Source organism: Sediminibacterium sp. C3 (assembly GCF_000508085.1).
Lineage (GTDB): Bacteria > Bacteroidota > Bacteroidia > Chitinophagales > Chitinophagaceae > Sediminibacterium.
In genome coordinates this window covers 2,279,802-2,301,413 of sequence record NZ_KI669560.1, presented here as the reverse complement: position 1 = coordinate 2,301,413, position 21,612 = coordinate 2,279,802, and the positions used below count along the sequence as shown (strand labels likewise).

The following is a 21,612-nucleotide window of genomic DNA, read 5'->3' as shown; positions in this document are numbered from 1 at the left end:
TTTATTTCTTTTGGGCTGGGTCTGTAATAGAAACTTCTTTCTCTTTTTTACCCCAGAGTTTTTCAAAATCTCTTCTGTAAGAAATACTGGCACCCGTTCTATTTCTTCTTCCAAAATTGGAACCACTGATATCAAGGCTGTTTTTATTGAATATGATGGCTCTTAGTTTTCTGTCTTTTGAAAGAATGATCTCGATATTTAAATCGGGCAACCATTGAAAATTATTTCCCACACCGGAACGAGCACCTAAATTAAAATCAAGATCACCGCCAAAAGTTACAATTACATTGTTGTTTAAAAAGGATTTGCCGAATTTAAAATTCACCCTAGATCTGTCTAATACGTTGCTATTGTTTTGCACACCTCCGGTAGTGGCGCCAAAAATACTGGAACTATTGTACAAGGAAGCCCCCAGGTCGAATCGTAAACTTCTGTCTCCTGTAATTTTAAATAGCAATCCGGATAGGGCTTTGTTTACTTCGTTGGTTAATACCTGTGAAAGCGTATTGATACCCAGGGAACTGATATTGTAGGGGTTGGTTCCACCACTTCTACTACTGAATTCACCTGGAGGGGCAAAAGTTCCAAATACAATCAGGAAGGAAACCTGTTTTAGAATTTCGTTTTCATCTCTTTGAATTCTGTTCAGGAAGGCAGAGAATTCGTTGTCGTTTTTTACCGGGCTTCCCTGAGGAAAATCAAGTCTGAAGCTAATATCTGGCTGACTCAACTGATTTCTTAATTCAGCAATTACGTAAACATCACCCCTATATCCTCTTACAGAACCACTGAAGATATTATTTCCGATTAAATCGGATAATGAAATACGTTCTGCTGTGTATTGAGCATCGATGCTCATGGTAGCTTTGTAAGGATCTCCATTCCATTCAATATAGTTGTTGGAGTTGGGTAATAATTCAAATGGCTTTTTTAGCAGGGATTGAAAATTGAAATCATAATTTCCTCTTTCAATATTGTAACGGCCTTTAATAGTTAGCGGCTCAACAGTGCCAGCTTTAATTAAGAGGCGTCCATTACCTACGGCTTTAATAATATCACCGCTAACCTCATCTAAAATTACATCTATGAGTACTTTGTTATTGGCAGTTACATCCAGGTCTACCGTTAAATTGAAATTACTCTTTTTAGAACTTGTTTCCAGTTCTGTTCCATACGACTTAAATACAATGAAGTCGGCGCTGCCGCTTTCTTTGCTTTCCTTATTGGGTATAAAAATATGTGAGCTATCATTGGCTTCTGCTACAATGGTCATTTTGCAATCGTTCTCTGGCCCCTTAAAGCTTAGGTTGGCTCTACCGATTGCTTTGCCGTAAAACTGTTCATTGTCCTTGGCCTTGGTATCTATCATGAGCAATTTATCGGTTCTAACGTCAAAGTCAAATACCATGTCTTTAAAACCATTCTCGTATAACTTGCCGCTTGCTGTACCCGTGTAGCCGTATTTGTCTCTTAGTGTGAAACTGCCAAAATTAATTCCGTCTTCTTCAAATAAAAGATTGGCTGAATCAATGCTATATTCCACCTGCGTAAAATCTACCATTAAGCCGGCGTTTTTTAAACTGATGGCTCCAAGTAATTGTGGTGCATTTAAATCTCCGCTGATTTCCAAATCTCCGGATGCAATGCCTTTCAAATTGCTGAACAATCCTGTGAGCAGGTTTTCTATCACACTAATTTGGGTTTCATTCAAATGAATTTTGGTATTGAATGAATTACCACTGGTGTCTTTGATATTGTATGAGCCCTTGGCACTTAAATCGTAGTTTTTATTGGGAGAAACTACTTCAAAAGGCAGTAGTCCGGTTTTACTGTCATAGGCAGCTTTAATGTCTACTACTCCAATGGAATCCTGTTCGTAATAAAAAGAAGCAGCTTTTAAATTGGCAGAAGCCTGATAATCGCCAAAATAATCCGATACTTTGATGTCTCCGCTTACGATTCCCTCCAGTGTTTCCTTTCTCATGAAAAGGGAAGTGATATCGCCCAGCACAATATTTTTTAATTTCACTATCAAATTACTGGTATTCCCGCCATCTTCTTCCTCTGTAACAATTCTGATTTCCTGAAAGTCTCCCTGTGAAATCTTGACATTATTGGCACTTAACAAATTTTTTCTAATTACCAGTTCCCCATTGTCTTCAATGTTCCATTTCTTTTCCTTTAATACAAAACTTGAAGGCTTAAATTGAATTCGCACTCCGTCTTCAAGGGTATACACATCGGCAAGAAGTGCCGCATCATCTAATGTGTTGTTGGCTTTGGTATTAATGGATACAACCGAGTGATCATTGGCGGCAACTATATCAATAACAGAATTGGGCAGGCTAAGGCTGTCGCCAATTTCAAAATTTTTAATATTGGTAATGACGGCTAAGGAATCAAAATCACCGGTTCCTTCCAGTTGAAATCCGGTAGCTGCATACTGATCAAATTTGCCATAGGGAATATACGCATTGATACCCAAAGCAATATTCCGTGTATCGATGGTTCCCTTGATACTTACGTCATTGAAACCGGAAATTTTATTGGTGAATATTTTAAAATAGGGTTCAATATAAAATGTGTTGATGGCAAAATCGAAATCCTGATTAATGGGTGTTGTTTTAGGAGACGGTATATAAGCAGGATAGTAGTTGTGCAGGAATGCCTGAAAACTGGAAGGCAGTTCCTTGATATTGAATTTTCCGTTGATGGTGGCATTGAATTCATTGCTGCCTACATGAAGGGTCTTGATAGTGTCGTTATAATAGGAACTTAGATTTAAAGAGTCAAACTGGATACTGTTGCTGGCATTTTGAATATTTGCATTCAATAATTTGGCGGTTCCTATAAACTGATCAATATTACTACCCGTAAAATTCACATCGAGTAATCCGGCAATTTTTATGGAATCCTTTATTAGTTTCAGCGCATGTAAATCTGCTTTGGACAAGTCACCAACAATATTGAAGAGAGGTTCCTTTTTACTGAAATCTACTTCTACGTTACTGGTAAATCCAATATTATCGTCTTCAATCTCCAATTCACCGTTGAAAGCTTTTCTTTGGATGGTTCCGTTGGCAATGATATTGCTGTAGGTATAGCCCATGTATTCCAGGCTATGTACAATTCCATCAAACTGTGTTTTGAGCTGATCGATATTAAAACTGGAGCCAGTAACTTTCCCGCTGAAGTTGATATGTCCCAGAGAATCTACTTTCAGGAATTTTCCCAGATGAAATTTTTTAGTGCTCAAAAAACCTTCAAAACTAGGCTCTCCCTTTTCAGGAAATGCCAGGCTAATATTGGTTTGTGCACCACCCAGCCTGGTTGAAATTACACCTGCTGTATTAAAGTTATTGATGGTTCCTTTAAAATTTCCGCGAAATACAATTGGCCCAAGCGAAGGAAGATCCGGATTAGTAATGCCTTTCATACCTGGGACAAAAATGCCCAAATCATAAGCATTGGTATTTAATACCCCATTGCTGAAATTGATTTGCGTAGTGTTGATATCGGGCAGCCCTTTCATTGATAGTGAACCCGTAATACTGGTATTGGCTCCAATGCTTCCATTTAATCCGGCTACGGAAAAGTCTTCAATGGTACCGTTAAAGTTACCTCCCAATGTAATCTGTTTGTTCCATCCCTTTAGCTCGGGAGCAAAAAATGCAATATCGTCGCTGTGAATTTTAGCATTGGAGAAACGGGCAGTTAATTTTACCTGATTTAAAAAATGGGCAAAATCTTCGTTGAAATCGCGGTATTGCATGGCATAATAATTGCCAAGTCTGCTTTTGTTGGTTTGCAAATCAAGATTATTGAACTCCATGATTTGAGGCGTAAACCGAATATTGGCTGCCAGTTTTTTTAATTCAAAACCACTTCGGTCTTTTGCGCTAAGAACCGCTTTGGCGCGCATGGTATCCTTATTCAATACAAACTGCTGAAGTTTCCCGTTCATCGCCGACAATTCAATATGTGATTCATCAAATCCCTGTCCTGCTTTATCCGTATTGCCCTCAATAAAAAGACGCCCGCTTTTTATTTGAATATTCTTTACCTGTATGCCAATATTACCCGGATTAAAATAGAAGGATTTGCCGTCGTAGTATGGAGTTTTCTTTTTGAATTTCGGCGGCCTTAATCCCTCCAGATTCTGTAGTATTACATTGGGCTGAGTTAGTAAACATTCATTGATGATGTATTGATTTCGGTTAAAGTCTATCCGCTCCGCATCAATAATCAATGCTCCCAGTTCAATCGTATTCTGTGTGCCTACCCATAAATCGTTTTGAAAGAATCGAATATTTTTAAGATCGATTTTCTTCAGGTTCAGGTTAATGTCATTTTTCTTTTTCTTAGTGGGAGTGGGGCTGCTGAAATAATCTGCAATATGCTGGTAGTTCCAGGTGCTGTCTTTTCGCTGTAGTTTTATTACCGCATTCTCCAGTCCAATGTATTTTAGTTCTACTTTGTCTTTCAGAAAGAACCAGTCAGTGATATTTAATTTAAGACTACCCGCATAGAGGATGGTGTCTTTTTGTTTATCTCTGACCAATGTTCCATCCATGCTTAGTTTGCTGAAGAAGGAAATACTTACTTTTTTTATTCGTACTTCAGTCCCCAATGCTGTACTTAATTTTCCGGTTGCATATCCAACCAAAGCATTCTGAACCATATCAGTCTGAATGGCTACATACAAGAGCAGCAATACGGCTACTAGAATCAGTATTACTTTTCTGAATATGTTGAGTGCTTTTTGCAGGTTACTATATTTTTCGAATCATAAAGAATAAAAGGAAGCAATCATGATGCCATACTAATAATTGGGGTTGATTCCCGTGTAATTAACAGGCGTTATGGCTTTCAATTCTTTTTTGAGTGCAGCACTTATTTTCAGGGATTGAATAAACTGATGAATGGTTTTCTTGTCCATTTTTTGTTTACCCCTGGTTAGGTCTTTCAGTGCCTCGTATGGGTTAGGAAAGTTTTCTCTTCTTAAGATGGTTTGAATGGCTTCGGCCACCACTGCCCAGTTGTTTTCCAAATCTTCCTGTATGGCGGCTTCATTCAAAATGAGTTTGGAAAGCCCTTTTTCCAAAGATTGAAACGCAATTTGGATATGGGCAACCGGCACTCCTATATTTCTTAGTACGGTTGAATCGGTTAAATCTCTCTGCAAACGACTGATGGGTAATTTGCCACTCAGGTGTTCCAACATGGCATTGGCCATGCCCAGGTTTCCTTCTGCATTTTCAAAATCGATTGGGTTTACCTTATGAGGCATGGCAGAGGAACCTACTTCTCCTTTTTTGGTTTTCTGTTTAAAGTAATCCATGGAAATATAAGTCCAGATATCACGGCACAAGTCTATCAGAATATTGTTGATTCTCTTCAGTGCATCAAAATGAGCTGCAATGGCATCATAGTGTTCAATCTGTGTGGTAAACTGCATGCGCTGTAATCCAAGGGTTTCTTCCACAAACTTGTTTCCCAGGGCAACCCAGTTTTTTTTAGGAAATGCTATATAGTGAGCGTTGAAGTTGCCTGTAGCTCCTCCGAATTTGGCAGCATAAGGGATACTGGCAAATAATTCTATCTGATTGTGTAACCGTTCTACAAATACCATCAGCTCTTTACCCAGACGGGTTGGAGAAGCAGCCTGACCATGTGTTCTGGCCAGCATTGGGACAGCTTTCCACTGATTCGCTAAATTATAAATGCCATTCTGTAAATTAATTAAAGCGGGTAGGTATTCATGTTCCATGGCATGTTTCCAGCTTAATGGAATGGCAGTATTATTTATATCCTGAGAAGTGAGTCCAAAGTGAATCCATTCTTTTAATTGTCCAATACCCGCTTTGTCTACCTGCTCTTTTAAAAAGTATTCTACCGCTTTTACATCGTGATTGGTGGTCTTTTCAAGCTGCTTGATATATTGTGCATCTTCCAGGCTAAAATTTTCGAGCATGGTCCTAAGTGCCTGTCTGGGTTTGGCTGCCAGCTTAAAAAATTTCTGATCGGCCAAAAAGAAAAAATATTCTACTTCTACTAAAACCCGGTATTTGATTAGCGCATATTCAGAAAAATATTCTGCTAAAGGGGCGGTTTTACTTCTGTATCTTCCGTCAACGGGTGAAATAGCGGTTAATTGAGTCAGTTCCATGAATTTTAAGGGGTAAACGTTAAATATTTAGATTTAATCTTTTCTTTGTACAAAAGTAGCTGAATTGAACAAGAAGATAAGAATTGGAGCCGTAAGTTATTTAAATACCAAGCCCATGATGTTGGGTATCCAGCGATCGGGTCTCCTCAATAAAATTGAATTAACCGAAGATTACCCCGCCAAGGTAGCTGCCAACCTGCAAAATGACCTTATCGACATAGGATTGATTCCCGTTGCCATTATTCCTTCTATACCCAATGCTCAGATTGTTTCTGATTATTGCATTTCTGCGGAAGAAGATGTGGCTTCGGTGGCCATTTTTAGTGAAGTACCCTTACAAGAAGTAAAAACATTGCTGCTCGATTATCAGAGCCGGACTTCTGTGAACCTTGCCAGGATTCTGGTTCGGGATTACTGGAAACTAGATCTGCAAATGGAAGCAGCGGGCCCCGATTTCAGGGAGCAAATTAAGGGAACAACAGCTGCGGTTGTAATTGGTGACCGTGCATTGGAGCAGCGGTTACAATCCCCCTATATGTATGATTTGGCCACGGCGTGGAACAATTTTACCGGATTGCCCTTTGTGTTTGCTGCCTGGGTGGCCAACAAGCCCATTGATCCTGATTTTATAGATGGGTTTAATCGTGCATTGGGGTATGGACTTCAGCATATTGATGAAGTGGTGGCGGATTTATCTTTTGAAGCCTACGACCTGAAAACCTATTTTACTGAAAATATTCAATACGAACTGAACGAGGATAAGCGAAAAGCGATTCAGTTGTTTCACGAAAAATTAAAGACCCTTAGCCCCATTCATCCGGCATGATACAAGTAACGGTAATCAGTATTTGCTTCAATAACCTGGCCGATTTGCAGAGAACCTGTGAATCGGTAGACCAGCAATCGGTTTTGCCGGATGAGCACCTGATTATTAACGGATCTACTTCACCCGATATTGCCAACTGGTTGGCTGATTCGCCTCAGCCTGCATACAGACGTTGGATCAATGAAAGGGACAAGGGAATCGGGGACGCTTTTAATAAGGGAATCGAACATGCTCGTTACTCTTTGCTGCATTTATTACATGCCGGAGATTGTTATGCAAGCAAAGATGTAATGGAGGTTGTTAAACAATTCTATGTGGCCCACCCGCAAATTACCTGGAGCAGCGGGAATATAAAAGTTACCAGAGCAGGGGAAGAGATTGTGATAGGCAAACCCTTTGATGCCAGTAAACTATACAGGGGTATGCGCAGTGTGGCACATCCCACCTGGTTTGTGAAAAAAGAAGTATATGACCGGGTTGGCTATTTTAATAATGCACATAAAATTGCCATGGACTATGATCTGATGTGCCGGATTCATGCAGAGCCATACGGATATATTAATCATACCATCAGTGTTTTTGACGATTCGGGTATCAGTACTAAAAATTATGTGCAATCCCTGAAAGACAATATTCAGATTTACGAGTCTTATTTTGGTTATTCACTGCTATGCCGAATCTGGCAACTGAGGTTATATATTTTGCACCTGCTCTTACAAACCCCTCTTGGAAAATGGCTCTTCCAAATAAAAAAAGCATTGGGGCTGGCCAATGCTTAAAATTAAATTTTTATTTCTTTTTGTTAAGGCTTTACTGCTGAACGTCCTGTTTCATCCATGCGATGAAGCATCAGCGGTACCTGATGTTGCAGCAGGTATTCGTCTACCGCTTTTTTAGAACCCTTCCAGAATCCATAATCATCGATGATTAAAATGCCTTTGGAAACCAACAAGGGATAAAGATGTTCCATTTCATGTTTCGTAGATTCGTACCAGTCGGTGTCTAATCTTAGCAAGGCTGTTGTTCCGGGCAGATGGGCGGGAATCGTTTTCAGTATATCGCCCTGAATAAAATGAATTTTATCAGAAGGGTATCCTGTGCGTGCAATATTATGCTTTACTTCCTCCAACCCTGAATAAGCCCAGACCACACTTTCTGTTTTTTTGGAAGCGTCCTGTTTTAACTGACTTGCTGCGTCTCTGTTCAGCTGATCCACATCTTCCTCTGTTGGTGCTGTCATGCCTTCAAAAGTGTCGTAGAGATACAATTCCCGGTCTTTTATTCCTAATGCCAGTAAAGTCTCTGCAATGGCCATCATAGAACCTCCTTTCCAAACCCCGCATTCTACCAAAGCGCCGCCAATATTGTTTTTGACAATGTATTGAACACTTTCAATTAAACCATACAGCCGCTCGGGACTGGTCATGGTATAAGGTCTTACTTTTTCAATAATGGATTTATGGATATTTTCAAAATCCGGTGGTAGTTGATGACTTTTTTCGTCCTGACCAAATAGTACTTTTAGTGCTTTGATGGGTTTAATCTTCATATATGCTACTTGAAAACCGTTTTATTATTTTACGAGTGACTGATATAATTCAAACGTTTGCTGAGCCGTTTTGTCCCAGTTAAACTGAGCTGCTCTTGCATGACCTCTTTGAATCAATTCTTCCTGCAAGGTACTATTATTCATCACCTCCCAAATTTTTTCTGTGATGTCAGATGTATTGTTAGGGTCAATTAAAATAGCTGCATCACCTGCAATCTCTCCGGTACTGGAGCCCCACGATGTAATTACCGGACAGCTACAGGCAAAAGCTTCTATAATCGGCAACCCAAATCCTTCATATAAACTGGGATATACCAGTGCAATTGCATGGTTGTAAAGTGATGCCAGCGTTTCATCCGTTGGGATGGGATGATATTCCACCTGGTTTTGAATGCCCAATTGGTTTAACTGATTTAATTCTGAAGCTTTGAAGGGGCCACCGCCGGCACAAATAAGTTGCAGCGATGGATTGTCTTTTAATATGGGCACTATGCTTTCTGCAAAGCGCATGAAGTTTTTATATGCATATCTTTTTCCGGTATATAGAATATAATCATTTTCTATTAAACGAGGCAGACTATGCCTTTCTCTATTTTTATCAAAACTGTTGCCATGATAAATGGTTTCAATTTTTTCTTCAGGTACATTACATAACTCAATCAGATCCTTGCGCGTATTTTGAGAAACAGCAATAATTCTGGTTGCCTGTTGTATATGTTTGGCTCTTACGGAAAGTATATTTTCAAACTCTTTTTTATTGCTGTGAAAGCGTTCATCGATCATATCGTGAATGGTTATTACCATGGGTCTTCCGGCCGCTCTTGAAAGGGAAGATTTATTGTAATACGTTGGATGGAATATGTCGAAAGGCTGCATACGGGAAGCAAAGCTGTCATAAACGTTAGAAAGTAACCGGTTCAGGTCTTTTTTTCCTTTGAATTGAACTTCATTCCAGGCTGTCTTACCTTTTAACTGTTCCAGAAAAATATTGTCTGCAGATAAAATATCCAGTTGAATATCTACCCCGGCTTTTTGCTGTAGCCGATGAATCAATTCATAAAAATAACGGGAGATACCTCCATAGGGTTGTTCGCAAAAAATCTGATAATCATACCTAATTGTCATATTCCGTATCTTGCCTGCAATATTTGCGTTCACAATATGGTGCCTAAAAACTTCAATCCCTCCATTAAACATCCGCTTTATTTTATCAGAAAGGGTTTGTTTCGTAAAATTAGTTTTTATGCACCACAACTCAAGGGTAAACTACTCGACTTTGGATGTGGTGAAAAGCCATATCAATCTCTATTTACGCAGGTGTCTTCTTATACAGGGCTGGATTACCAAGGGGAGGGGCATGATCATAAGAACGAAAATGTGGATGTTTTTTATGATGGTAAGACCATCCCTTTTTCCGATCAAAGCTTTGATGCCGTATTTTCCAGTGAAGTATTTGAACATGTTTTTGGTCTTTCGCAGATATTGCCCGAAATAAGCCGGGTTACCAAACCGGGTGGACAATTGCTGATTACCTGTCCCTTTGCCTGGGAAGAACATGAAATTCCGGTGGATTATGCCCGCTATACCCAGTTTGCCTTAAAAGATATGCTGGAGCAAAATGGTTATGAAATTCAGGTGATGGATAAGAATGGTCATTTTGTACAGGCATTGTTTCAATTGTTTGTGTTGTATATACACGATCATTGGATGCATAAAGTGCCTTTTCTGGGAAAATTCAATTGGTTTAAAAAACTTGTTCGCCAAATCGGTATCCCGCTGCTGAATGGTGGGTTTCTTTTATTTGAACCTCTCTGGCCCAAATCGGAACGGTTTTATTTAAATACCATTGTATTGGCTGTTAAAAGGCCCAACCACTAAGTCATGAAGAAGATTGTTTATACGGTTTGTTCTGCCAATCATCTGGCGCATTCAAAAACAATGGCCGATTCCTTTATTTTCCATCATCCGGAATATACCCTGTACATCGTATTGGTTGACAGTGTTGACGGTAGATTTGATTTAAATTCATTTAAGCCTTATAATATATTAGAAATCAGCAAATTAGGCATTCCTGATTTTACTGAATTTACACAACGTTATACGGTAATTGAATTGAACTGTGCGGTGAAGTCCTTTGCTGCGCAGTATTTAGTCAAAACGTTTTCTCCTGATATTTTACTTTATATTGATTCTGATACATTGGTATTCAATAGTTTATCAATAGTTGAATCTTATTTAATGGAAAGTAATATTGTATTAACACCGCATTATACCAACCCTCTTCCACCAGACGGATTATTGCCCCGGGAGAGGGATATTTTGCGATCCGGTTTGTACAACGCCGGCTTTATTGGATTTAGAAATTGTGACGAGACGCATCGTTTTCTGGCCTGGTGGTCAGGACATATGCAAACAGAATGTCATTATAATTTTGAAGAAGGAATGGGGGTAGATCAGAATTGGCTGAACTGGGTACCCTTGTTTTTTGAAGGGGTGCAGCTGGCTTCAGATCCGGGATTGAATGTGGCATATTGGAATTTACACGAAAGAATGCTTTCTGAAAGAGAAGGTCGGTTTTGGGTTAATGAGAAATATCCACTGCTCTTTCTTCATATAAGTGGCTATGATTTTAACTTGCCCTGGCAATTGTCGAGGCATCAGACCCGGCATGATCTTTCTTCTATTCCTGTATTGCAATCCCTGCTACATAACTATACTGAAAAGGTAAGATCCAATGGTTGGGATTTCTATTCCGGTTTATCCTGTGCTTATGCTAAACCAAAAATAAAGAGCAGAGGAATTATGAAGACAATCAATCAGTTATTGGCGCCAATGAATATTAAAATCAATAAGATTAAATAATTCACACCTACTGTCCGGTTCTTCCGGTTACCACCGGCTTGTTCTTTTTGGCTTGCTTTTTATTGAAGTCTGCTACTTCTTTGGGTAGGGCTTTTGTTTTGCTTTTGGCTGAACTGTCTGCGGGAGATTTGGATTTGTTGGGGATATTGCCTGCAGAGGCATTAACGGATTGGGCATCTTTATAAGCGTTCCCGTTTTGTAATAGGGCATTCTCTCTTTCCGATTTCAATTGCCCCATAATATATTCTTCCACTTCCACGAGCGCCCCTGTATTTGGATTATAGGATCTCCAGAGCCCATGTTTAATGGATCCTCCCTCGTTTTTAACCACAATTCTTTCAAATTGCAGGGGATTGGCGGGATCAGGAACGTCTAAAGTGTCGAACGCCTTGTTGGGGTTAACCGTCCTCCAGCTTTCCTCTCTTTCAAGTCCGGCTAAAGTAAAATAGCTTTGCTTTCCGTGGAGATTGCCCCAGCGATAATTTTCCTGAGCAATCAGATCACCCATTAAATTAAAAGTCCGCCAGATACCTTCTTTTTTGTCGTTGATAAATATGCCTTCAGATTCACTGCCGGGTTCGCCTCTCAATCTGGGTGTATTAACAATCCATTTGCCCTGTTTCATCCCTTTGTAATCAACGCAATTCAGGGTATCTCCCTTAGAAGATAACTGATAGGTTTTGCACTGCGCAAAACTGATATTCACCGAAAAAATGAACAGCGGTAGCAATAGAAATCTCATATTACTTACATTGGGATTCGAAAATACTAAGCCGATATGAGAAAAACATTTTTATCGCTGTTAATGATTTCTTCTTTTTTTGCGCAAGCGCAGGTTAAACCAACGCCAGCAAGTGAAAGACTGAAGAGTATTGAAATCAGAAAACAGCTGAGTTCAGAATCCCCGGCCAATAAAACTGCGTTCAGAAATATTGGTCCAACCGTACAAAGTGGAAGGGTAGTAGACATGGATGTGAATCCCGCAGATCCAACTGAATTCTATGTAGCTTATGCTACAGGAGGTTTGTGGCAAACAACCAATAACGGGATGAGCTTTACGCCCATTTTTGATTCCGAAGACATTATTGGTATTGGAGATATTGCCGTAAACTGGAAAACCCGTGAAATCTGGGTGGGTACCGGTGAAGTGAATAGCAGCCGTTCTACTTACGCTGGTTTAGGCGTTTATAAGTCAGCTGATAATGGTAAAACCTGGACCTGGTTGGGTTTGCCTGAAAGTCATCATATTGGAGAAATCAAATTGCATAGTAGCGATCCGAATACAGCCTGGGTAGCGGTATTGGGACATTTGTACTCCCCCAATAAAGAAAGAGGAGTGTACAAAACAACAGATGGCGGAAAAACATGGAAGCAAACCTTATATATCGATGAAAATACAGGAGCTGTAGATCTGGATATCAATCCATCTAACCCCAATGAATTGTATGCAGGCATGTGGTATCGTACCCGTAAAGCCTGGAATTTTGAGGAAAGCGGAAAGTCTGGTGGTATTTTTAAAAGTACCGATGGCGGCGAAACCTGGCAGAAAATATCTGTAGAAGGTGCCGGATTCCCAACAGGGGATGGTGTGGGTAGAATTGGATTGGCTATTTATCCAAAGAACCCCAATATTGTTTATGCCGTTGTAGACAATAATGAACCAAGGCCTGCTACCGCCCGAGCCAACAATGCTTCAACTGCAGATACGGGAGCATATACACTAAACACTTTCCAGGGTATAACTAAAGAGCAGTTTGCTGCATTGGATGATAAAAAACTGAACAATTTTATCCGCAGTCCAAGATATCGTTTGCCTGCTGAATATACAGCTGCTTCCATTAAGGAAGGAGTGGCCAGTGGTAAATATAGCCCCAATGTAATCTGGGATTATTTCTACGATGCCAATGCGGCCATCACCGCAGCAGCCGTTAAAGGTTGCGAATTGTACCGAAGTGACGACGGTGGAAAAACCTGGAAGAAAACACATAATGATTTCATCAATATTTACAGTTCTTATGGATACTATTTTGGTAAAGTTTTCGTGAGTCCGGTTGATGAGAACAAAGTGGTGTTAACAGGCGTAGACTTATTGATGAGTACAGATGGTGGAAAAAAGTTTACTTCTATTGACGGACCTTCTGTTCACTCTGATCATCATGCTTTCTGGTTTAGTGCTACCAAAGACGGCCATGTTATCAATGGTAACGATGGCGGATTGAATATGAGTTATGACTATGGGAAAAACTGGTCTAAACTAAATGCGCCTTCTGTTGGACAGTTTTATGCGATTGAAGTGGACATGGCTACACCGTATAATGTTTACGGTGGTTTACAGGACAATGGTACCTGGTATGGCTCCAGCAAGAATGTAGAAAATGTTGGCTGGCATGGTTCTGGTAACTACGCTTATAAGAGCATAAATGGAGGAGATGGTATGCAGGTGCAGGTAGACTGGAGAGATAACCGCACTGTGTATAGTGGCTCTCAGTTTGGCAACTACAACCGTCAGGTAATTGGCGCGCCGGCATCCGGTGAGAGAGGCCCAAGAGGTGCTATGGTGAAACCCAATCGTGCATTGGGTGAATCACCGCTTCGCTTTAACTGGCAATCTCCCATTGTACTGAGCAGACATAACCAGGATGTATTTTATTTCGGAAGCAATAAGTTTCACCGTTCACTGAACAAAGGAGAGAATATGGTGGCGATGAGCGGTGATTTAACAACCAATCCTCAGCAAGGAGATGTTCCATTTGGTACGCTGTCTACCATCAGTGAAAGCCCTATGCGTTTTGGTTTGATTTATACGGGCTCTGATGATGGTCTTATTCATGTTACCAAAGACGGTGGCTACAGCTGGACCAATATCAATGGAAAATTGCCCAAGGGATTATATGTGAGTAGAGTAGTAGCCAGTAAGTTTAAAGAGAGTCGTGTGTACGTAACTTTAAACGGATACAGAAATGATTATTTCAATGCATTGGTTTATGTAAGTGATGATTACGGCACTACCTGGAAGCAGATTGCCAAAGACCTTCCTTACGAATCTGTGAATGTATTGAGAGAAGATCCGGTGAATGAGAATATTCTTTATATAGGAACCGATGGTGGACTTTATGTAAGCATGAATGGTGGAAACAGTTCTGTAATGTGGAACAAAGGGTTGCCTTACAGTATTCCTGTACATGATATTGCTATTCATCCAAGAGACAATGAAATTGTTCTGGGTACGCATGGAAGAAGTTTATACGTGGCCAGCTTATCTGAAATTCAGAAAGCTGCAAAATAAGTTGGTTCCCTTGTAACTATCCCAAACCAAGGGTTGGTTGCTAAAAATTGAAATGAAGATTGTTTTCTAAAGAAGTTCCGGTTGCTCATGCGGCCGGGACTTTTTTTATAATCCAGCAATCCTGACCGCCCATTTTTTCGGGATGGGTTTTGCCTTTCCAAAAATGTTCTATTTGAAATCTCTGCCTGAGCATTGAACGGAATGATTCTGCTTCATGATATGTGGTCATTAAACGATGCCCTTTTTCTATATAATCTATCGTATACGTGCCCTGATTGTTTAATTGACTCAGTTGGGCTGCATTTAATTGGTGATAATAATTACTGCCATGAGTTGTAAGAATGGCTATGGCATTGTCTTTCATGATCCGGTGTAACTCAGCTAACCAATTTGCTGTTTCTTTAGCAGGAATATGTGTAAAAACGGAAATGCCCCAAATAGCAGTAAAATAATAAGAGGGATAGGGCAGGCATTCGTTGTTAATAGTGTCGAAATAAACGGCATCAATATTTTTTTTGCACCAGCTAATCAATGCCTCATCCAGATCTGATCCATAACAAACGGCATTGGACATAAGGGTAGGAAGGTGCCGGATGATTCTGCCGGTACCTGTACCCCAGTCCAGTATGACGGGTCTTTCCTGGTTCTTAATACCACTCCATTCAATTAACTCCTTTGCAGACAATAATCCGTCTTCGTAAAACCGTTGATAATTTAACTGAAAGGTATTAAAAAGCGCTCTGTCTGATGGAAAGACAAAGCGCTTGTGTTTTTTTTGAAATTGGCGGTTGCCAAAATAGTGTCGACATTGCTGGAAGCGAAAATTCAGTTCATTCAGTAACTGGTTTGCGCCTAATTGGTGAAAGAATTGTTTTCCTGCTTTTTTTGCCAGCTTGTTCATTTGGTAAAGTTACTTCTCCGGATATAACACAGCATGAATAATATTGCTGTTGTTCAACACCAGAGCGGCTGCTTTACGAATGTCTTCTATGGTAACATCATTTACAATTTTGGTATAATTCAATATTCTTTCCGGTTCGTTCTCCGAAAAGTAGATACCCTGCAGTACATTACTCCAGTAACGGTTGTCCTTGATGTTTACCGCATATTTTTCCAGCAAAGATTTTTTTACTTTATCCAGGTCTTTCTGCTCGGGTCCCTGCTGTTTTATTTTTTCAATTTCTGCATTGGCTGCCGTTGTTAATTTATCTACGTTTTCAGGGCCACATGGCAATTGTAATGCCATGGTATAACCTTCATAGGGGTATTTAGATACCGAACCATTGATACCTCCGCCATAGATACCACCAATTTTTTCTCTGAGCTCTTCAATGATTTTGATATTCAGGATTTCTGAAAGCATCTCGGTATGCAAGGCCAGCGATTCTGAATAAGCAACAGGGCCAGCGTAAACATGGAAAATAAAACTCTTCGGTTCTTTTCCTTTGTAGAATTTCAAGTCTTTCTTACCTGGTAGTATCCGTACACCATTGTCTTTGAATGCTCCTTTGGTTCCTTTAGAAGGTAACCCTCCGATATAAGTTGCCAACAAAGGTTTTACTGTATTTAAATCAATATTACCTACCATGATAAAAGTATAATCACTGGCATCATTTGTTTGTTCCTTATAAATTTCCATTGCTCTGCTCAGGTTTATCTGGTCGAAGTCTGCAGCGGTAGGTACAACAGAAGGAGCCAACGGGTTTCCACCATACATTACTTTGTAAACGGTATCTATAAAAGCGGTGGTAGGATCGGACATCAAAAACTGTATCTGAGATTTTGTCTTCTCTTTCCAGCTGTTGAATAAACTTTCGTCTTTTCTTATTTGTGTAAAGTTCAGGTACATCAGCTGGAACATAGTTTCCATGTCTTTTATACTACTGTTGCCGCTGACTCTTGTACTTAGAGCATTTAAGCCAACACTGGCATTGGCTATTTTACCCGAAAGAAATTTTCTTAAATCAACCGGGCTGAATGCGCCAATTCCCATTTGTTGTATAGCCGATGTGGCATAAGCTGCACTTTGCTTATCGGCTATGCCATATCCATTGATGCCCCCTTTTTTGAAACCGGTAAGGATAATTTCATCCTGTTTAAAATTGGTGTTTTTAATAATAACCCGGGTTCCGTTGCTATAGGTTAATTCTGTAATGTCCAGTGCCTCGTTTCTTTTTTCACTTACCAATTGACCTGCTGCTGGTATTTTTTCCAGCAAGGAGCTGGCAATGGCTTTCTCTTCATATGCTTTTAATGGGCTATTGGCAGCCATTTGAATTGAAGCCAGCAATTTGTCCTTGTTGGGTAAATTGAAATTACTTTTCTCAGGTCCCTGCACGGAAACAAAGAGTTTTTCATTTTTCTTTAGTTCGTTGGCCAGTGCATTTACTTCTGCTAATTGAACACCTGGCATTAAACTGTTCTTGTAATTGAATTCTGTTTCAATGCCGGGAATTGGTTCCTGTTGTAAGAAATTTCTGATGTATTCTTCCACCAGTACACTGGACTCTGTTTTGTCTCTGTTGTTATAAGATCTTTCAATACTTGCTAGTTGTTGTTTTTTTGCTCTCTCCAGTTCAGACTGGGTGAAGCCAAACTTTTTAATTCTTTCTATTTCTGTTAGCATAGCCATTAAAGCAGTGTCAGGACCTTTGGGACCAGGAACGGCAAAACCGTTGAATGCTTCATGACCTCTTGCATAGGATCCAAAATTACCTCCTGCAAAACTGAAAGGAGGATTGCTGCTTTGTGCCAGCTCGTTCATCCGCTGATTAAGCATGCTGGTAAATAATGACTTGATGATACTGTTTCTTCTGTAGTCATCAATGGTAAGTTCAGGTTGGGTTTTTACCGTTGAATAATTCAACTCCACCGTAAAATTAGTGGCTTCTTTATCGGTTACTACGATTCCATCGTGCTGGGTTCTTGCCGGCACTGTTGCATAAGTACGGGGTCTTGGATTGGCTGGATTTTTTAATCCCCCGAAATACTGTTGTACCAATTTTTCAGTGGCCGTAACATCAATATCTCCAACAACCATTACTGCCATTAGGTTAGGTCGGTACCAGTCTGCATAAAAGCGCTTGATAGCACTGTGCTTGAAGCTTTTTAACAAGCTGTCTTTACCAATTGGCAATCTTTGTGCGTATTTGGAGCCTGCATATTGTTTAGGATAAATTTTCCGGAACATTCTGTCTTCTGCTCCTTTCCCCAATCTGCTTTCTTCCAGAATAATGCCTCTTTCATCATCTATCTGCTTTCCTTCAAAGCTAATGCCACCTGCCCAGTCCTGCAGAATTTGAAGTCCTTTGATAAAATTGTTGGGGTCGCTTAGAGGAATAGGCAAAATATATACAGTTTCATCAAAACCGGTATAGGCGTTTAAATCAGCGCCAAAATCAACACCAATGCTTTGAAGAAAATTAACCAGTTCGTTCTTTTTGAAGTTTTTGGTTCCATTAAAAGCCATATGCTCTGTGAAGTGTGCAAGCCCCTGCTGGTCATTGTCTTCCAAAATTGAGCCTGCATTAACAACTAATCGCAGTTCCACTTTTTTTTCTGGTTTGGCATTCTGTCGGATGTAATACGTTAGTCCGTTTGACAACTTGCCAATTTTAACTTTTGGGTCTACCGGAATTTTTTCTGACAAATTAAGTTGTGCATTGGCATTAAACACAACAGTCAGACAGATCAATAAAAAAATCCGGGTAATGATTCTACTATTAGTCATAAAAAAAGGTTGTATCGCAAGATACAACCTCGTCCATATCAAAGCAAAATAATATTACAACTATTATGAATGTTTTTTTACTTTAATGCATCTTCTATCGGATTTCCGATATTTCCGCTGGGTTCCTGAATTTTTAAAAGTGCTGCCACCGTAGAAGCAATATCGTGCATATACACTCTCTTACTAGATCTTCCCTGCTTAATACCAAATCCATACCATAACAATGGGATATGTGCATCATAGGAGTACCAGAGGCCATGAGTAGTTCCTGTTGCGCCTCCATCAATATATCCAGATTTTAAAATCATCTGAATGTCTCCGCTTCTATTGTACAAAAATCCGTTGGCTACTTTCTCCCTAAGGTATTGTGGCATTGGACTAGTTAGAATTTCACTGGTTGGGAAAGCGTTTAGTATGTAATCTTTCTTCATCAGATAGCTTACCATGAACTGGTTAAGTACTTTTTTATCTGCATTTAGACTGTCTAATAAATCTCTGTTAAAATGCACCTGATAATTGTATAGACTTACTACTGCTTTGTCAATGCCAAATTTGTTTTTTATGGCTTTGTTCATTTCATCCATAGCCGCTTTGTCATCCAAAGTTCCTCCGGGTAATTTGTTCTCTTTCATGAATCCAGGTACATGAGCAACGGCATGATCTGCACTTAAAAATGCGGTATATTTTCCTTTCCCAACAGTAGCATCCAGGAAGTCGAACATTTTGCCCAGTTCTTCGTCAAGCCTTATATAGTTGTCTACTACTTCCCATGAATTAGGACCAAAACTATGGCCGATATAATCGGGAGAAGAAAAGCTGACAGCCAGCATGTCGGTTATAGCATCTTTTCCTAATTCTTCTGCCAGTACCGCTGCTTTGGCCATTTCAGCCGTTAATGTGTTCCCCCAAGGAGAACCAACTACTTTCGAAAATCCTTCGTTTTCTTTTCTGGATAGGTCATAAGGCATTTTTACCTGATTGGCCCCGAATGGTTTGGATTCGTATACTTTTTCATCAGAAGTAGCATATGCTAAATAAAGTTGATCTGCCATTGATTTATTCCATCCCAGTTTACTGAGTGAATCGGGTACTTGTCTGGTATTGAATTTTGCAACCCACTCAGGCAATTCTTTGTAATAATAAGTGCTGGTTATGAAGTTGCCCGATTTGGCATCGAACCAATAAGCACCATTGGCACTGTGTCCTGCCGGAAGAATAGCGCCTCGGTCTTTTATAGCAATTCCAATGGTTTTGCCTTTAAAATTTGTTGCCAGTCTTAATTCATCTGCTATGCTTGTAGTAAGCATATTTCTAGGACTCATTTTACCATCGCTGGCACCTTTGGCACCCACTCCCTCAACAGTTCTGTCTTCACTGCAGTAGACGGTTCTTTTTAATAAAGCGTCATACCATGCATTACCTGTTATTCCGTGAATGGCAGGTACCGTTCCTGTATAAATTCCCGTATGTCCGCAAGCGGTAACAGAAGGTGTATAACCAATCTGACAGTTGTCGTTGCTGAATCCCTGATTCATCATTCGCTTGAAACCGCCGTTTGGTTTAAACAAAGGGGCAAAACGCTCCAGATAATCCCATCTCATTTGATCTACAACAATGCCAACTACCAATCTGGGAGCTTTCTCCTGAGGACTGGTTACTTTGGTTGTTTTCTGAGCAAATACAGAAGTTCCAATCAGCAATGCAATACTCATTGCCTTGACGAATTGGCTGTTTAACTTGATTGTGTACAAAGTGCTTGATTTAATGATTTGAAAGTTTGCAAGATACTGTTTGTGCTATAATATGCCTTGTGCTTTGCCCCATATTTCTTAAATTTGCAAAAAATTTAATCTAACCAATCCCCATTGTTTATGGCAGATATTTTTGAAAAATTATTGAAGAATGCCGGTCCTTTAGGTCAGCACCGTGAACGTGCCCATGGATATTTTGCCTTTCCGAAACTGGAAGGAGAAATTAACAGCCGCATGAAATTCAGAGGAAAGGAAATGATAGTTTGGAGCCTGAATAATTACCTGGGTCTGGCTAATCATCCTGAAATCAGAAAAGTGGATGCGGATGCAGCTAAGGAATTCGGTTTGGCTTATCCAATGGGGGCCAGAATGATGAGTGGGAATTCCAATTACCACGAACAACTGGAAAGAGAGCTGGCAGCTTTTGAGCATAAAGAAGATGCTATCCTGATGAACTTTGGTTACCAGGGCATCATGAGTGCCATTGATGCTGTTTGTGGCAGACACGATGTGATTGTATACGACGCGGAAAGCCATGCCTGTATCATTGATGGTTTGCGGTTGCATCCCGGACATCGTTATGTTTTTAAACACAATGATGTGGAAGATTGCGAAAAGCAACTGGTAAGAGCTACCCAATTAATTGAAAAGCAAAAGGCTGGCGGAATTCTGGTGATTACGGAAGGTGTTTTCGGTATGGCCGGAGACCAGGGTAAATTAAAAGAAATTGCTGCCTTGAAATCAAAGTATCAATTCCGTTTATTAGTAGATGATGCCCATGGTTTTGGTACATTGGGTAAAACTGGCGCGGGTGCGGGCGAAGAGCAGGGCTGTCAGGACGCCATAGATTTGTACTTCTCAACATTTGCGAAAAGTATGGCATCTATTGGTGCTTTCCTTGCAGGAGATAAAGCCATTATTGATTTTATCCGTTACAATATACGCAGTCAGATTTTTGCCAAGAGCTTGCCGATGCCTATTGTAATTGGCAACCTGAAAAGATTGGAAATGTTGCGCACCATGCCCGAATTAAAAGAAAAGCTATGGAGCAATGCATTGAAGCTGCAGAACGGATTAAAAGAGAAAGGATTTGATATTGGGAACACCAACACACCTGTTACGCCTGTTTACATGAAGGGTGGGGTGGAAGAAGCCACTGCTATGGTAATGGACCTGAGAGAGAACTACGGCATTTTTGCTTCTATCGTTGTATACCCTGTTATTCCTAAGGGACATATCATTTTCCGATTAATTCCTTCAGCAGCACATACCGATGCAGATATTGAAGAGACTTTAAAGGCATTCAGTGAAACCAAAGCCAAGCTGGATGCAGGTGCTTACAAAGTGGAAGTGATTCCTGATATGGCTGAGAAACAAGTATCATAAGTAGGAGAAAGCTTGTAATAATCGGATTCTTCCTTTCAGGACATACCCGATTT

14 protein-coding genes are annotated in these 21,612 nt (G+C 40.1%); 6 read left to right on the top strand and 8 right to left on the bottom strand.

Features of this window, described 5'->3' with window-relative positions:
* Position 1: 1 nt before the first annotated feature.
* Entirely contained in the window at positions 2-4,681 is a 4,680-nt protein-coding gene (locus tag F777_RS0110675; protein WP_161631509.1) for a translocation/assembly module TamB domain-containing protein, read from the bottom strand.
* A 141-nt stretch (positions 4,682-4,822) separates the two neighbouring features.
* Positions 4,823-6,169 carry an adenylosuccinate lyase gene (gene purB, locus F777_RS0110670; protein ID WP_026752032.1) on the bottom strand — a complete coding sequence of 449 codons (1,347 nt, stop codon included), beginning with the start codon at positions 6,167-6,169 and terminating at the stop codon, positions 4,823-4,825.
* Between the two features lie 64 nt (positions 6,170-6,233).
* On the opposite strand from purB, the gene F777_RS0110665 reads away from it, so the two are divergent.
* Positions 6,234-6,995 carry a menaquinone biosynthetic enzyme MqnA/MqnD family protein gene (locus F777_RS0110665; protein WP_026752031.1) on the top strand — a complete coding sequence of 254 codons (762 nt, stop codon included), beginning with the start codon at positions 6,234-6,236 and terminating at the stop codon, positions 6,993-6,995.
* Positions 6,992-7,774, top strand: a complete 783-nt coding sequence (locus F777_RS17350; protein ID WP_026752030.1) for a glycosyltransferase — start codon at positions 6,992-6,994, stop codon at positions 7,772-7,774. Before F777_RS0110665 ends, F777_RS17350 begins: the two co-directional genes overlap by 4 nt.
* Positions 7,775-7,797: 23 nt before the next feature.
* Here F777_RS17350 and F777_RS0110655 read toward each other — a convergent pair whose 3' ends face one another.
* Entirely contained in the window at positions 7,798-8,544 is a 747-nt protein-coding gene (locus F777_RS0110655; RefSeq protein WP_026752029.1) for a TylF/MycF/NovP-related O-methyltransferase, read from the bottom strand.
* 24 nt (positions 8,545-8,568) lie between these two features.
* Positions 8,569-9,669 (bottom strand): glycosyltransferase family 4 protein, encoded by a 1,101-nt coding sequence (locus F777_RS0110650; protein WP_026752028.1) that lies wholly within the window; start codon positions 9,667-9,669, stop codon positions 8,569-8,571.
* Positions 9,670-9,705: 36 nt separating this feature from the next.
* Between F777_RS0110650 and F777_RS16500 the strand changes: the two genes are divergently transcribed.
* The gene (locus F777_RS16500; RefSeq protein ID WP_051408563.1) at positions 9,706-10,422 is read left to right on the top strand and encodes a class I SAM-dependent methyltransferase; all 717 of its coding nucleotides are present in this window, start codon (positions 9,706-9,708) and stop codon (positions 10,420-10,422) included.
* Between the two features lie 3 nt (positions 10,423-10,425).
* Complete coding sequence (locus tag F777_RS0110640; RefSeq protein WP_026752026.1) at positions 10,426-11,406, top strand: hypothetical protein; 981 nt, start codon at positions 10,426-10,428, stop codon at positions 11,404-11,406.
* 7 nt (positions 11,407-11,413) lie between these two features.
* Here F777_RS0110640 and F777_RS0110635 read toward each other — a convergent pair whose 3' ends face one another.
* The gene (locus tag F777_RS0110635; protein ID WP_026752025.1) at positions 11,414-12,148 is read right to left on the bottom strand and encodes a toxin-antitoxin system YwqK family antitoxin; all 735 of its coding nucleotides are present in this window, start codon (positions 12,146-12,148) and stop codon (positions 11,414-11,416) included.
* Positions 12,149-12,184: 36 nt separating this feature from the next.
* On the opposite strand from F777_RS0110635, the gene F777_RS16495 reads away from it, so the two are divergent.
* Entirely contained in the window at positions 12,185-14,692 is a 2,508-nt protein-coding gene (locus F777_RS16495; RefSeq protein WP_051408562.1) for a WD40/YVTN/BNR-like repeat-containing protein, read from the top strand.
* Positions 14,693-14,777: 85 nt separating this feature from the next.
* On the opposite strand, the gene F777_RS0110625 is transcribed toward F777_RS16495, so the two are convergent.
* From F777_RS0110625 to pafA, 3 genes are all read right to left on the bottom strand, one after another.
* Entirely contained in the window at positions 14,778-15,593 is an 816-nt protein-coding gene (locus tag F777_RS0110625) for a class I SAM-dependent methyltransferase (protein ID WP_026752024.1), read from the bottom strand.
* Positions 15,594-15,602: 9 nt separating this feature from the next.
* On the bottom strand, positions 15,603-18,422 hold the full coding sequence (locus F777_RS0110620; protein ID WP_026752023.1) for a M16 family metallopeptidase: 2,820 nt from the start codon (positions 18,420-18,422) through the stop codon (positions 15,603-15,605).
* 77 nt (positions 18,423-18,499) lie between these two features.
* A complete protein-coding gene (gene pafA / locus F777_RS0110615; RefSeq protein ID WP_037369381.1) occupies positions 18,500-20,134 on the bottom strand; it encodes an alkaline phosphatase PafA in 1,635 nt (544 codons plus the stop codon).
* Positions 20,135-20,293: 159 nt separating this feature from the next.
* On the opposite strand from pafA, the gene F777_RS0110610 reads away from it, so the two are divergent.
* Entirely contained in the window at positions 20,294-21,559 is a 1,266-nt protein-coding gene (locus F777_RS0110610) for an aminotransferase class I/II-fold pyridoxal phosphate-dependent enzyme (protein WP_026752021.1), read from the top strand.
* Positions 21,560-21,612: the final 53 nt, after the last annotated feature.

Excerpts from the sequence above, each read along its gene's own strand:
- F777_RS0110675 (WP_161631509.1), bottom strand. The coding sequence starts at position 4,681 with ATGGTTCAGAATGCTTTGGTTGGATATGCAACCGGAAAATTAAGTACA.
- purB (WP_026752032.1), bottom strand. The coding sequence starts at position 6,169 with ATGGAACTGACTCAATTAACCGCTATTTCACCCGTTGACGGAAGATAC.
- F777_RS17350 (WP_026752030.1), top strand. The coding sequence starts at position 6,992 with ATGATACAAGTAACGGTAATCAGTATTTGCTTCAATAACCTGGCCGAT.
- F777_RS0110655 (WP_026752029.1), bottom strand. The coding sequence starts at position 8,544 with ATGAAGATTAAACCCATCAAAGCACTAAAAGTACTATTTGGTCAGGAC.
- F777_RS0110650 (WP_026752028.1), bottom strand. The coding sequence starts at position 9,669 with ATGACAATTAGGTATGATTATCAGATTTTTTGCGAACAACCCTATGGA.
- F777_RS16500 (WP_051408563.1), top strand. The coding sequence starts at position 9,706 with ATGGTGCCTAAAAACTTCAATCCCTCCATTAAACATCCGCTTTATTTT.
- F777_RS0110640 (WP_026752026.1), top strand. The coding sequence starts at position 10,426 with ATGAAGAAGATTGTTTATACGGTTTGTTCTGCCAATCATCTGGCGCAT.
- F777_RS0110635 (WP_026752025.1), bottom strand. The coding sequence starts at position 12,148 with ATGAGATTTCTATTGCTACCGCTGTTCATTTTTTCGGTGAATATCAGT.
- F777_RS16495 (WP_051408562.1), top strand. The coding sequence starts at position 12,185 with ATGAGAAAAACATTTTTATCGCTGTTAATGATTTCTTCTTTTTTTGCG.
- F777_RS0110625 (WP_026752024.1), bottom strand. The coding sequence starts at position 15,593 with ATGAACAAGCTGGCAAAAAAAGCAGGAAAACAATTCTTTCACCAATTA.
- F777_RS0110620 (WP_026752023.1), bottom strand. The coding sequence starts at position 18,422 with ATGACTAATAGTAGAATCATTACCCGGATTTTTTTATTGATCTGTCTG.
- pafA (WP_037369381.1), bottom strand. The coding sequence starts at position 20,134 with ATGAGTATTGCATTGCTGATTGGAACTTCTGTATTTGCTCAGAAAACA.
- F777_RS0110610 (WP_026752021.1), top strand. The coding sequence starts at position 20,294 with ATGGCAGATATTTTTGAAAAATTATTGAAGAATGCCGGTCCTTTAGGT.